General features: G+C 48.4%; 23 protein-coding genes and 1 other RNA gene. All 24 read right to left on the reverse strand.

Annotated features, from left to right (window positions below):
• Positions 1-37 precede the first annotated feature (37 nt).
• The 24 genes from ACQEXU_RS10835 to ACQEXU_RS10950 all read right to left on the reverse strand — a co-directional run bounded on the left by ACQEXU_RS10835 (position 38) and on the right by ACQEXU_RS10950 (position 12,046).
• Positions 38-832 carry a phage minor head protein gene (locus tag ACQEXU_RS10835; protein WP_427010816.1) on the reverse strand — a complete coding sequence of 265 codons (795 nt, stop codon included), beginning with the start codon at positions 830-832 and terminating at the stop codon, positions 38-40.
• Positions 825-2,393, reverse strand: coding sequence for a DUF935 domain-containing protein (locus tag ACQEXU_RS10840; protein WP_427010817.1), 1,569 nt, complete (start codon positions 2,391-2,393; stop codon positions 825-827). Before ACQEXU_RS10840 ends, ACQEXU_RS10835 begins: the two co-directional genes overlap by 8 nt.
• Positions 2,390-3,982 carry a terminase large subunit domain-containing protein gene (locus tag ACQEXU_RS10845; RefSeq protein WP_427010818.1) on the reverse strand — a complete coding sequence of 531 codons (1,593 nt, stop codon included), beginning with the start codon at positions 3,980-3,982 and terminating at the stop codon, positions 2,390-2,392. The genes ACQEXU_RS10840 and ACQEXU_RS10845 overlap by 4 nt, the downstream gene beginning before the upstream one ends.
• Positions 3,982-4,560 (reverse strand): DUF3486 family protein, encoded by a 579-nt coding sequence (locus ACQEXU_RS10850; protein WP_427010819.1) that lies wholly within the window; start codon positions 4,558-4,560, stop codon positions 3,982-3,984. Before ACQEXU_RS10850 ends, ACQEXU_RS10845 begins: the two co-directional genes overlap by 1 nt.
• Positions 4,561-4,570: 10 nt before the next feature.
• Complete coding sequence (locus tag ACQEXU_RS10855; RefSeq protein WP_427010820.1) at positions 4,571-4,864, reverse strand: winged-helix domain-containing protein; 294 nt, start codon at positions 4,862-4,864, stop codon at positions 4,571-4,573.
• 8 nt (positions 4,865-4,872) lie between these two features.
• A complete protein-coding gene (locus ACQEXU_RS10860; RefSeq protein WP_427010821.1) occupies positions 4,873-5,178 on the reverse strand; it encodes a DUF2730 family protein in 306 nt (101 codons plus the stop codon).
• The gene (locus ACQEXU_RS10865; RefSeq protein ID WP_427010822.1) at positions 5,178-5,396 is read right to left on the reverse strand and encodes a TraR/DksA C4-type zinc finger protein; all 219 of its coding nucleotides are present in this window, start codon (positions 5,394-5,396) and stop codon (positions 5,178-5,180) included. The genes ACQEXU_RS10860 and ACQEXU_RS10865 overlap by 1 nt, the downstream gene beginning before the upstream one ends.
• Positions 5,393-5,986, reverse strand: a complete 594-nt coding sequence (locus tag ACQEXU_RS10870) for a hypothetical protein (protein WP_427010823.1) — start codon at positions 5,984-5,986, stop codon at positions 5,393-5,395. Before ACQEXU_RS10870 ends, ACQEXU_RS10865 begins: the two co-directional genes overlap by 4 nt.
• On the reverse strand, positions 5,959-6,246 hold the full coding sequence (locus ACQEXU_RS10875; RefSeq protein ID WP_427010824.1) for a hypothetical protein: 288 nt from the start codon (positions 6,244-6,246) through the stop codon (positions 5,959-5,961). The genes ACQEXU_RS10870 and ACQEXU_RS10875 overlap by 28 nt, the downstream gene beginning before the upstream one ends.
• Entirely contained in the window at positions 6,246-6,809 is a 564-nt protein-coding gene (locus ACQEXU_RS10880) for a glycoside hydrolase family 108 protein (RefSeq protein ID WP_427010825.1), read from the reverse strand. The genes ACQEXU_RS10875 and ACQEXU_RS10880 overlap by 1 nt, the downstream gene beginning before the upstream one ends.
• 81 nt (positions 6,810-6,890) lie before the next feature.
• Complete coding sequence (locus tag ACQEXU_RS10885) at positions 6,891-7,313, reverse strand: Mor transcription activator family protein (protein ID WP_427010826.1); 423 nt, start codon at positions 7,311-7,313, stop codon at positions 6,891-6,893.
• Between the two features lie 80 nt (positions 7,314-7,393).
• Entirely contained in the window at positions 7,394-7,846 is a 453-nt protein-coding gene (locus ACQEXU_RS10890) for a hypothetical protein (protein ID WP_427010827.1), read from the reverse strand.
• A 10-nt stretch (positions 7,847-7,856) separates the two neighbouring features.
• Entirely contained in the window at positions 7,857-8,261 is a 405-nt protein-coding gene (locus ACQEXU_RS10895) for a hypothetical protein (protein WP_427010828.1), read from the reverse strand.
• Complete coding sequence (locus ACQEXU_RS10900; RefSeq protein WP_427010829.1) at positions 8,254-8,772, reverse strand: gp16 family protein; 519 nt, start codon at positions 8,770-8,772, stop codon at positions 8,254-8,256. The genes ACQEXU_RS10895 and ACQEXU_RS10900 overlap by 8 nt, the downstream gene beginning before the upstream one ends.
• The gene (locus tag ACQEXU_RS10905) at positions 8,773-9,177 is read right to left on the reverse strand and encodes a hypothetical protein (protein WP_427010830.1); all 405 of its coding nucleotides are present in this window, start codon (positions 9,175-9,177) and stop codon (positions 8,773-8,775) included. It lies immediately after the preceding gene.
• A gap of 8 nt (positions 9,178-9,185) precedes the next feature.
• Positions 9,186-9,443, reverse strand: a complete 258-nt coding sequence (locus ACQEXU_RS10910) for a hypothetical protein (protein ID WP_427010831.1) — start codon at positions 9,441-9,443, stop codon at positions 9,186-9,188.
• Between the two features lie 17 nt (positions 9,444-9,460).
• Positions 9,461-9,531: hammerhead ribozyme type II (locus ACQEXU_RS10915), an RNA gene on the reverse strand.
• On the reverse strand, positions 9,530-10,069 hold the full coding sequence (locus ACQEXU_RS10920; protein WP_427010832.1) for a hypothetical protein: 540 nt from the start codon (positions 10,067-10,069) through the stop codon (positions 9,530-9,532). The genes ACQEXU_RS10915 and ACQEXU_RS10920 overlap by 2 nt, the downstream gene beginning before the upstream one ends.
• A complete protein-coding gene (locus ACQEXU_RS10925) occupies positions 10,066-10,338 on the reverse strand; it encodes a DUF3850 domain-containing protein (protein ID WP_427010833.1) in 273 nt (90 codons plus the stop codon). The genes ACQEXU_RS10920 and ACQEXU_RS10925 overlap by 4 nt, the downstream gene beginning before the upstream one ends.
• 141 nt (positions 10,339-10,479) lie before the next feature.
• Positions 10,480-10,728, reverse strand: coding sequence for a hypothetical protein (locus ACQEXU_RS10930; RefSeq protein WP_427010834.1), 249 nt, complete (start codon positions 10,726-10,728; stop codon positions 10,480-10,482).
• Positions 10,721-10,912 (reverse strand): ANR family transcriptional regulator, encoded by a 192-nt coding sequence (locus tag ACQEXU_RS10935; RefSeq protein ID WP_427010835.1) that lies wholly within the window; start codon positions 10,910-10,912, stop codon positions 10,721-10,723. Before ACQEXU_RS10935 ends, ACQEXU_RS10930 begins: the two co-directional genes overlap by 8 nt.
• Positions 10,905-11,171, reverse strand: coding sequence for a hypothetical protein (locus ACQEXU_RS10940; protein WP_427010836.1), 267 nt, complete (start codon positions 11,169-11,171; stop codon positions 10,905-10,907). The genes ACQEXU_RS10935 and ACQEXU_RS10940 overlap by 8 nt, the downstream gene beginning before the upstream one ends.
• 11 nt (positions 11,172-11,182) lie before the next feature.
• A complete protein-coding gene (locus tag ACQEXU_RS10945) occupies positions 11,183-11,800 on the reverse strand; it encodes a DUF3164 family protein (protein ID WP_427010837.1) in 618 nt (205 codons plus the stop codon).
• Between the two features lie 9 nt (positions 11,801-11,809).
• Positions 11,810-12,046, reverse strand: a complete 237-nt coding sequence (locus ACQEXU_RS10950) for a hypothetical protein (protein WP_427010838.1) — start codon at positions 12,044-12,046, stop codon at positions 11,810-11,812.
• Between the last annotated feature and the right edge of the window lies 1 nt (position 12,047).

Raw genomic sequence — 12,047 nt, forward strand, 5'->3', positions numbered from 1 at the left:
AAACATTTTTAAACGATTCATCGTAGCTCAAAACCAGTTAAGAGCCGTTAGAGAGCGTTTGACGCATTCTGCTTTCTTTTTTGGCAAGGTCATCATCGAGGGCTTGTTCGCGTGATTTGCCAGGGTTGTAATTCCAACCTGGTTCAATACCTTGTGGCAGCACTTCCACTTCACCCGTTCGCTTGTTCACCCACTGCTTTGTTCCATCATCAGGAGCAGTTGTTGACACCTTCTTCTCTTTGATGAGTTTATCGGCTTCGAACTTAGATACCTGACGTATCCAACATTTGCAGCCCCAACCATTGGGTGGCATGTGGTTATTCCACCATGGGTCATCAACGGGTAGCAGTATTCCTTTCCAGTTTACATGATCAACTCGGTGCTCTTGCGACGGGCCCAGTTGGTACAGTAAATAGGGCAAGGCGCGCTTGGTTCTTTCCACTCGCTCCCATTGACCAGCAGCACGCGCGGTGCGCATGTTGGTACGATAGATGGTTTTGATTCTGCCTTCGCTACCAAGCTGCACGGGCTTGTCATCACCTGTTAGTGGATCAACCATGCTTTGAATTCCCCACCAACCGGACTTCACCAACAGTGGTTTAAGTGCATCACGGAACTGCTCGAAGGTTTGGCCGCTCTCAATGGCATCTTCCACCATGGCTTTTACTTCAACGAGTAGATCGGCATTTAGCATCTTTGCCACAGTGAAAGCGTTGTTGTGTTCTTGTCGCCAAACGTCCCGGTAATCAAAGCCTGGCTCAATGCCTTTGCGCTTGAACCAATCGAGTGATTCTTTTGGCACCATACTTTGAGACGAAGGGTCTTTAGGCATCTTTGGCGTCTCCGTAGCCACGCATCTGGAACATAAACTGCGCCATCTGCTCGACGAACTGCTCCGCACCTAGTTGCTCTTGTAACTGCGGCAGCGCATCGACAAAGCTTTGGTAGCTGTCTGACTGGTTAGCGAGTTCAAGAATCGGGTTCATAAAGTCGGTGGCGACTTCTTCCCATTCATCCATGGCTTCATCCGTTAACGTCTCAACTTCTTGGTCAGCGGTTTTAGATACACGGTTAATCGCAATTCGACTGCGGTTTAAACTGGTTTCTAAGTCGGTTTTAAAACCCTGCATTGAAGCTTGGCTCACTGGCATAAGCAGCTCTTCTTCTTCCTCTGCTTCTGGGATACCAAACTTATCACGCAGTGCATAAGCAGGCACTTTCATGCCACGGTCAATCAATGGCGTTACGCTCTCAACCAACAGCTTCAAGTCTTCCGGTTCTGGAATGTTGATCTTCACTTTCGGGTAATGCTCTTGCACACCCCAATTGAGGATAATGAACGGCTTGACCAGGTACTCGTTCACACAAGATTGAAGCTGGCGCGCGTCCCACTTGGCGATATCGAGGCGCACCTCGTTATGCACTACGGCTTGAGCCTGAGAGCTGCCATCATCGGCCGTCATGGTTTGACCTAGCACCGCCTTAGAGATTTGCTCATCACACCAACGGGCCATGTTCTCGAATAGGCTATCGCCATTGTTGCCTTTGGCGCTCTCGATGAATTCCATCTTCATCGATTCTGGGATCACCGCACCTGCATCACTGGCAATACGGCCAATGGCATTAATCAGAGTGTTGATGTCTTCTTCGCTGGCGTTCGCGCCGTACTTACCAACGCGAACCGGAATACCGAACACCTCAGCAAACGCCCACCAGTCGCGCACGGTGTAGGACTTGAGCATGTACATCACCGCGACCAAACGGGCTAGGCCATTGCGCCATACGCTGCCAGATTTAGATCGAGGAGTATGAACCATAAACTTGTACGGCTCTAGTGGTTCACCGCTTGGTGCGTCTTCACTAATCAGTAAGATCTGCTCTAGGGTTTCTTGGTCTTGGCGCAGGTAACGTGGGTCTACCCATTTGTAGTCGAAGGGCTTCCACGGGGTCTTCTTGGTGTTCCACAAAATCTGCACTACAGACAAACCTTTGCCAAGGCCATCGAGTAAGTCAAAGAATAGCTCTGGGATTTTGTCGTCGTTCATCAACTGGCGAACGCGCTCGGCCATTTCCATGTCGGCTTTGTCTTCGCTGTAGGCTTCGACGGTCGGCTCAATCGCGGCAACGGCCAGCTTACGGGTGCGAAGCTGCGCGGCGTAGTGTAAGTCTCGCTCTTCCATCTCTTCGGCTAGCGTCATGTAGTCTTCTGGGTTGGTGCCTTCAATGACACTACGTAACAGTGACGCCAAACGATGAGGCGCTAAGGTAGAGGCCACACTCGCAGGGCGAGGGTTACGAACGCCAGTGGTGTAGGCGCGCGCAATGTCGTCTGACAGTATTTCTTTATCGGCCTTGATTGGGTTGCCACGGTGGTCAACAAGTTGAATGCTCATAGTCGAATCCCTTTACCACGCATATCTGTGCGCGGCATGTCGTCAAATCGGTTGTTGTCTTTTGCGCTTCCAAAGAATCGGCGCTGCGCTTCGTCGCCTTCAGGTCGGATGGTGTGCAGTTCGTAACGGGTAATGTCTTCTTTGGATGCCAAGTAAGCAAGGAAGATAGCGATCGCACTATCGCCGTGGCGCTTGTTTCCATCGCTTCCTTTGGTGCGGCTGTCATCGATACCAGGCACACCACGATAGATTTGGATCTGGCCTAAATCGGTGATGACGTCCTCATGCTTAGGCAGTTTGATTTCGTCATCTTCAAAGGCGGCTTTAAAGCGCGGCATGTTCTCGCGGTAGTACGCAACAGAGAGCATCACTTCTTCTACTTCTGCGCCGTATTTGTAGCGCGCCTGCTCGGCTAGGTATTGGCCGTTACCACGCGCATCGAGCTTGATGCCATCTCGGCGAGGCAGGCGATCACAAATGTAGTAAAGGCATTGCTCTTGCTGTTTGAACGGGACGTTCGCCAGCTCAACCAAGAATGGCACCGTGCGTTTAGTATCGTCTTCAACGGTGATAGGTGCGAACACGGTTAAGTCACCGTTACGGGCGAAGTCTTCCCCAAGCGCATGGCGCAGGCTCGATGGCAGCTTTCTAAGCAATGGGCCAACGTTTTCAACCAGCCACTCTTGCATCTCGCGCATTCGCTCACCTTCACCCGCTTGGTTGAAAGCAGCTGTACCCGTGAAGCGCACAACTGGCGCATCGAGGCTGGCAGCACGCTCTCGATAGCTTCGGCTGATGTAAGCACCGCCACCGTTCTTAGGCACACAGTAGTATTCTTCCAGTGCATCTTCTTCGGTTGCCGTGTCTTTGAGTAGGTTAGCTTTCCATTCGTCTTCTTTTTCTTGTGACCACTCTTGCTTAGTGACCTGACAAATACGCTGATACAAACCTTCCAGACACGCATCATCGAGCGTGATGGTGTGGATCGAGTAACGCTTCTTTCCTGCTCGGCTGTCTTGGATTAGCTGATTGAAGAGGTTATCAATACCGTTATGGGTAGAGATAAGGCGAACCTTAGAGCCCCACATGGTTAAAGCGAGGGCAGCTTTCAGTACTTCCGCTAGGCGTTCATGGAATGCGGCCTCATCAATGATAACCGTCCCCTGCATACCACGTAGGTTTGATGGATTGCTCGATAGCGCTTGCACCTTAAAGCCAGACTCAAAGTAAATAACAAAGGTGAGTATGTCTTTGTCTTCATCGTTGAGAATATCTTCCTGAACTTCGCCTGCGGCCTTGTCGAACGTCTTGGCCCACAATGCCACAGCATCAATGAACTCGCGCGCCATCTCTTTATTCGAACCAACGTAGAACACGTTGTTGCCACCTTCGCCCTTGGCTGCTCCAGCACTGAGTGCAGAATCGGCCGCTTCGGCAAACGTCAAACCAGTACGGCGTGACTTCTCGGCTATCTTGAGCACTGAGTCATCGGCTATCCAGCGCTTTTGGTAGCCAAGTAAAAGCTCATCCTTGTCGAACTTGACAAGGACGGCTTCGGTAACTTTGTTGACATTGGATTGGTCTGTCATTAGGCAATCCCTAACAGCTCTGCTTTTAGCATCTTCACTGTGTCTGATGTGAGTCCCGCTTTCTTCGCGACCTGTTCCGTTTTGTCGGCCATCTCGTCAGCAAAGGCTTTGCGGATTTCTTTCTCTACTTTGTGGCTGGTCATGGCCGCTTGCTCGATACGCTGAACCACAAGTGCAAGTTGGTTTAGTGCTTTTGGCGCGATCACTTCGCCATCTTGTTCAGCACTTTCCATTAGCTTCATCGAAGTTTCGAACGCCATGGTTCGCACAAACTCTTGCAGCAGCTTACCCACATCGGATGTTGGTGCTTCGCCAAGTTTTGTGATCCACACTTCGGCCACCTCGCGAGACTGGCGCAAGCGCTGGCCCATATCTTCCATACGTTTGGCGTAGCGATTAAAGCTCGAACGGCTTAACTTGGCTTCATCTGACAGGCCCGCTTCTTCAATCATGGCATTGACGGCTTCAAGAATATCTTTCTGTGTCATGTCGCCACTGCGAATAAGCACATTAAGCTGGGCGCGGATCTCTTCTGGTAGCAGCTCGATTTTTGACTTGCGGTTAACGGCCTTTTTCATAGCAGCCCCTTTACTTTGCTCGTGGGCGTTTAACACCAGGTACACGCGCTTGACCTGTTGCCACATCTTCACCACGGCCTGTTAGGGTGGCAATTTGGCAATCGGCGACTTCACGCAGTGTGACAAGGCTTTGTTCTTCTAACCAGGCGAGATGAGTGCGAACTGCGTCGCGGCTAATCTTGTGGCCGTAAGCATCAAGGCACGAATCTAAAATAGACTCGTTAGCCTCAAAGCCGTCCATTTCGTGCAATGAACGCAAGATCACAAGACGCTGGTCTTCTTTTAATACTTCTTTAAAGGACATGTGAACCTCTATCTATCATCATTTAAACGTTGCTCTAAAAGCAGTTGAGCGAGGTGCTCAACAGGTTGTATTTGAGCGCGCAGTTCTTTCATTTCTCCGCGCGCTTCTGAAAGTTCAAGAGTGAGTTTCGTGATCTCATCTCGCGTTGGCAGTGCATCAACTTGCGCTTTTAGCTCGTCCATTTCTCGCCTCACTTCCTGCACCTCTTCGCGTCTGGCGTAGGTTTTGGATAGCAAGATCTGAATCACTTGAACCACTGTTAAAACGCCAGCCCACACGATAGGCCACCATGTCTTTACCCATTCGTATTCCATTAGGGCTCCTTCCTAGACTGACAACTGACGCAGCGCACCGCATTGGGTTGCACCTCAATTCTTTCTAGCGAGATTACCGAACCACAGCTTAAGCAGTATCGGTTCCCGTCTTCGTCTTCATCTGGCTGTTCTATGCAGCATTGAGTTAGTTGATGGTTAATGGCTTTATCGCGGAACAGTTGCTCTAGTTCCTGCGCCTTATCGAATTGGTCGGTCATTTACGCCCCTTGATCACATTGCCGATAACACCCATGACTTTGTCGCCACTCGACTTTGAATAAGGAGCAAAACCATCCAGAGTACGTAAACCGTGGTAAGAGTACGACAGGGCATACAAAGTTAGTGTGATGGTGACGTCCGGCCCTGTTTCCGAAAAGCCGAAAACCTTAGCTGCCGTCATTAAAAAGATATATAAGGTGCCAGCCCAGAAGCTTTGACGCGCTTGCTTTGGTCGTGTCCGTCGGACGTATTCATCTTGCGCCATATCACCGGCACGAATGGTGGTTTGTGTTTCGTGGTGCTCGGCTTGTTTATCACCTAGATCCAACTCCATGCGGCGGGTCAGTTCTTTTTCCATTTCAAGCTTGATGCGTTCCAGCTCGACCATTGACTCAGGCGACAGCTCTTGAAGCTTGCGCGTAACAGCCAGCTCCTTTTGCTCTTTGCTCATGCCAAGAACGGCATCAACTTCTTGAACCGCATCAGCCAATTTGTCGGCAGTATCGCTACCACCAAACAAACTTGAGATACCGCGAATAGCCGCAGGGCCAACCTTCAGCGCTAACGCGGCGATTGAGAGAAGTGACATTGTTTTAAACTCCTGATTTTAGAAATAAGGTCGGTTCCCTGTGGCGTTTTGGCTAAGCCTAAATGACGCTCAATTTCATTTTGGGTAACACGTTGCCATGCCATGTTGAAGTACTTTTGCAACGTGGCATCGTGGCTAAAAAGTGGAGGGGCAGACGGTACAGGGGAGCCTGTTTTATAAGCGTTTAGCTCCGCTTCGAGGCGCTTCTCGCGGCCTCGCTTTTGGGCATATTCCCAGTTGTACAGTCTGCGCTGAGTCATTACTGAAGCTCCCAAGCCGCATTCATGACATGCACAAGGCGGTTATACCAACCTTCAATAAAGCGGCCTTGGCTTGGGTTTTTCTTAAGGATGCGGGCGTAGTAACGGCCACGGCGTAACAGGTAGCGTGAAGACAGGTATTCCACATCGTGAGATTGAACGGCCTTCCGAGTGGCGGGGCCAACGATGCCGTCATCATGAACGCCAGAGATTTCTTGAAGAAGTTTGATTGCTTTGATTGGCCCGTGCTGAACGGCTGAGTCAAACTGAATAAGAGAGATAGGGCCAGCCCATTCTTCACACTTGGCCTTTAGCCAATAGTCTTTGTAGTAGATGGCTACCGCATCATCGATCGTTAGGTTTTTGATGTCTACGTCTGGGTAAGCTCGTTTGCTAATGCCGAACTTTGTTTCGCCGCCTGTGTCAGCAGGGTCGTTTACATAGCCGCCATCATCACGAAGGCCACCTTCAACAGTGAGGATAAAGAGCACTGAATGACAGAACTCTTCAGAGTAACCTTCTGTGTTGAAAGGCCAGTTATTTAGGGGAGTATCTGAAAGCATAAAAGCACAACCAATTGCGTAATAACGATAAATTGATTGTGCTTAGAGAGTGAGGTTTATGGTGAGTCGCAGCGGGAACTACTAGTTAGTATCGGGAAATTGGAATAGGTCAGGTTGGCGTTTCTTCACTTCGCGTTTGCGCATTTTGGCAAGCACTCGATAAACCTGAGAATAAGACGCCCCATATTTTTGGATAAGCTCTTGCACGTTCTTGCCATCGAACTCGTGCCAGATTTTCAAATCCCGCAAGTGGCGCTCAAGCGCCTTGCCACGGCCTAAATAAAATTGCATACCACCGAAGGTTTGGCAAGTGGCAGAGATAAGATTAATAGCAATTGACTCATCAACGCCAGCTTTTTGTAACTCATAACGGAACAGATCATACATTTGGCGCACGGCTTCAGGCCAACGTTCTGACTCTTCCTCATCAAGTAATGAATCCACATCATCAAGGCTTAAGCCTTCCATTCCGAACATGTCTAGGTTTTCTTCTTGCTGTCTCATCGCATCCTCCAAATACAAAAACACCTCCCATTTGGGAGGCGTTTTCACTATACAACAGGGTGCGGTGGCTTGTGATGGGTTTAGGATTTTGCTGCAAATGATTTTAGTTCTTTAACACCATTGCCACTAAAGCAAAATTTGTTTTCCTCTATCGTTAGGCAAATGTTCCCATCTTTAACCATGCTCCGAATGATTGCGTCAGAAACGTTTATTTCATTAGCAAAAACCACTGCTTGAGATTCACCAATACATTGCAAGCGGAAGTCTTGGTACTGACCAAGCACAAGTATTTTACCTAGCGGCTCTGAATATCCCTCTGAAACATAACACTGATCATAAGGCAGAAACATGCCAAACTTTAGAGTTTTGTCCGAACCAATTTTCAACATGCCTGTCATTTTTTTATGAACAATTTCAGTCGATGTGTAAGCGTTGAAATCTTGATCAAATGACCAATTGCCGAATTTGTCTTCAGCAACAACATTAAAAGACATCAAAGCCACTGACATTAAAAGTAATTTTAGTTTATTCACGGTTTGTTCCTTAGTCGTTTTCATCCGTATTATCATCAAATCCCATTTTTAGAATGTAATCTATTTCTGGGCTATCGGACAGAAGTCCACCTTCATCAAACAACCTAGCGTGTTTTGTTTGCTGATATTTTTCTCTTTGGCTCACTGTCCATTCATGAGTTATTGCTACAAGAAGATGTGTTAAATGTGATGGCGTAATCGAATCGTGCGATTCGTCAAGAGATAGCCTCATTCCTCCAACACGCTCACGCAACTCGGTATAGATGTACTGTTCTTTTTCTCTGACCTTTAACACAAGGAAGTTTTCATAATCCTCATTGGTTTTAAAGCCATACATTTCATAAAGTGGTTTGAACCCTGGAAGTTCCTTACCATCAATGAACACAGTACAGTTAGCCTTAATCAACTTAGCCACAATAATTCTCCTTATAGTATGCCGCTAACTTATCATAGCCTGCGTGGTCTGTTCCGCGATCGTTTGTTGGAATGCGACCTTCCTTAGAAATAATCACCTCAGACATTAGGCGGTAATGCCATTTCTTTAAAGACTCTAACACCTCAGCCGCTTGGTGAGACTTAAGCCAGTTCGCACGCTCAACGCCACGGCCATTCATGCTTGTTGTCATTCGTCGAACGTAAGCATCAATGGCGGCGTCATTACCATTACGAACAAAGCCTTGTTTGTGCATGGTGATCCAAATCGCTTTAATCTTGCTCACTTCTTGTGCGCGCGGTTTTGGTTGGCTGCTTGGCTTTGGTTTAAAGCCTAAGCCTTTCATGTGATCGAGCACCTTGGAAAGTTGCCACTGGCTAAGGTTTTTAGCACTGCGAACGCCAACAGTTTGCTCTAGCATATCGCGGTACATGTCATCATCAAGCGCCAGTTCGCGCTTACCGATTTGGATGAGTTTAAGTAAGTTAGACATTTACTGCTCCTTACTGTTTAGCTTTGATAAAACAGCTTTTCCATATTCCTCGATTGCATCATGAATGCATTCTTCTATGCGACATCCTGATTCTTGCGCAGATTCAAATGCCTCAACAATACTGCCCTCAACATCTAAGAGCTTCGGGTCGATTTTTACCAACTCTTTGCGCAGTCGCTCCAACTCACCCGCAGCTCTACTTTCTTTTGCTAGCTCATCATCCCAATTTTCAGTATCAATGCCGTAATTGTCTTTGACGTGATTTTGCGCCGAACGGTAGATGTCGTATACCGTTGGATTGTTATCGATAAATCCTGCCCCGTACGCTCCTCGAATTGTCTCGACAAAGTTCATTACAGCGCTGGCTTTTACGTTATTCTCTAATTCACTCATCACATTTTTCATAAATCCTCCTAAGCCGCTTTCTTTGCTAGCGCTTTAGCACGGTTGGCTGCATTTCTCACTTCAAGCTGGCAGCATTTGCACCAGTCTTGTAGGCCATCTGGTCTGGTGCGCATTGGCGTCCAGAACAAGGTGTCTTGCGGCCAGTACTCACGACAGCGCGCGCAGTACTTTTCTAACCCCAATATTGGGTCAATTTGTGCCTTGCCACTGGCTAAGCGGCGTTGTAATAACTTAGGCTTCATTAGTGGCGTGTATTCACCAAACATAATTTAACCCTCCATTTTTTTGGCTGCTCATCAGTACCTAGCCGCCACGCTAGGCAGACAAGCAAGGCGAACCTTGCTTGTTTCGCTTACTTGCTTGGACTCCAATTCATTTCACGCAGCTTGTTTGCTATCGAGCTTTTCTCGCCAAGTGGGTCTTGGCCAATGTTGAGCATTCGCTCTGCTTGCTCGATGTACCAAGCGCTGTTGTCTGGTTTGGTGGTTACTTCGGCTGGGTCGTCTTTGTGTTTGTGCTCGCTTATCTGCACGTTGTTGCGAACCGCCAGCGTCTTGTACACCTGCTTTAGGTAGTTGTGGTTTGCCATGGGTTTCGTGTCGTTAAACTGCGTACGCTTCTCGCGAAGCTTTTGCACGCATTCAATTAACGCTGTGGCAAGCAGGTGATCGACTCGGTACTCATCCGTCACTTCACGCATCAGGCGCAGCGCTCGGCTGTTCGATAAATCGGACTTAGCAGGGCGAAATAGGCTGAGGTAAGACAGCAGCGGCCGCGCGACAAAATCCGGCATGTTTGAAACATCAGCGAGCAGTTCTTTACCAGCTTGGTCTTGAATGAGTGCATCCAAATGTAGGTTGGTATGGCACACAGGGCAGCGGGTCAGTTTCATAGCACCACCTCAAGTTCTTCACTTGTGCCAAGGATGACAAACATTGGATCGAGGATGCCATCAAATTGCTCGGCGGTGAGCATGCAAGTAACCTCAACTGTGATGCTTCTACCTGTGAAGCTTTGTCCGTCCCATTCACTAAGATTCAGGATGTCACCCACTTGGTAATCGCGATCATTATGGCGCAGCTCAAAGCGCTTAACGCCGTGATACTGTTGCTCGAAATAATCTGGCGTGATTTTAAGATCGTGAACTTTTGGATTACTCATCAGTCCCATTCCTTTTCGTTACTCGATATTGATTCGATTCGTTTTGCTCTGGGGAGTGGCGTGTTTCGCCAGTCCCCGCAGTGTTTGTCGGCCCATGCCTCTGCTTCTTGTTGGTCGCAGCGTCGATGAACCATGATGTGTTTAATTAGTTTGCAAGGCCGCTTGGCTTTCGTGGTTGAGCTCATCTTGTAGATCCTCATACTCTTCGCGAACGTTAGAGCCTTGCTGACCAAGCACTAATCTCAGCGCTGCTACATAGCCATCCTCAAACGTTGAATCAGGAAAGGCTGTGCCATCGCGCTCAATCAGTGCTTCTGCCATTTCAATTTCGCGCTCTAACGTTCTGTAGCTGTGAGGCGTGGTGAAAGAGCGTTGTAATTCGTTATGCATGAGACGTTTCCTCATGTTGTTTTTGGCAGTACTCAACGCGGTTTTGGGCGTAGTGACGATTGACTTTGCTTAGTGCTGAATAAGAAGCAGAATCCCAAAGCAGAGCTGCGAACGAATAACGCCCTTCGCGCTCGGCTTTTGCCGCTTTGGTTGCAGCATCCATATAGAAATTTGACTCAGCCATGTTGAACCTCTCGTTTGTCATACACAGTGACAATGTGGTTGTTCCTCAATAGGAAGTAGGCTTGCTTACATTCCAGTATTCGCTTAGGTTGCCAGCCTGCTTCTCGCTTCATGATTCGGCGTAATTGATTTTTAGTTGGGCGGCGAGCTTTCAGCACCGCCCCAATCAAGTCCCAATCATTCAGCCCCGTTCGCTGCTTCCATCGCTCTTGTGCGTGGAGGGTGACGCGAATAGTTCCGTATCGGGTTGGTATCTCCATCTACCACCTCGCTATAGCTTGGCGATGTCGAGTGCTACCTGTTTGTACTGGCCGTCGCCTTGGCGTTCGTACACGCGCAGGTATGGTGTTTTCCCGACGACCTTGATGGAATCTGCAATTGCATCCATGGCCTCGATCCAATCTGGGTCATCGATATTGAGCTGGCGCAGGGAAAGAACCTGGTTTACGTCGATGTTGCCTTGCTTGTCGACACGGAAAGCTAGGTCAACCAGTGCTTTGATTTGGTCGCTGGAACCTTCAGACCAGCGCTTGATGCAGCCGTCAATCTTGGCCTTGGCCGCTTGGATGCGTTCATCAAATACACGGTGTTCACCAATGCTGCGTTGCACTTTGTATTTGCCATCGAATGAAAGCAGGGTCACGTTGCCTTTGGTACCGCCGTATTTCACATCAAACTCTTGAGCGCTAAGGTCGACAAAGTCAGCGACTTGGCTCATTGCTTTAGTTTTGAATGTTGCCATTTCCGCTTGAAGCACTTTGGCAGAATCAACAATCTGCTTAACGACATCATCGCGCAGCAGGTCAATGTCTTTGATTTGGCTAACAGGCACTTGGTGACCTTGTGCGTTAAAGCGGAAACCGTCTTGTGGTTGGGCTTGGTTAGTCATGTTCATTTCCTATTTATTTGCTAGTTCTTGAAACCAGACTTTGCGGACTTCTTTGATTTGTTTTTGAAGCTCTTGCTGAGCGAGCTCGAATTTAGGGCATGCCTTTTTTACCGACTCGTTTAACCCTTCAACGTGGTCTTTCATGTCCTCATCCTTTGCGAAAAAGTTTTTCAGCAAGTCGTTAAGAACAAACACATCAGCGATGAGTCGAATGCCTTGGATTTCACCTTTGGTTAGCTTTGCCATT

The sequence above is a fragment of the Vibrio sp. TRT 21S02 genome (assembly GCF_050113675.1).
In the GTDB taxonomy this organism is placed as follows: Bacteria; Pseudomonadota; Gammaproteobacteria; order Enterobacterales; family Vibrionaceae; genus Vibrio.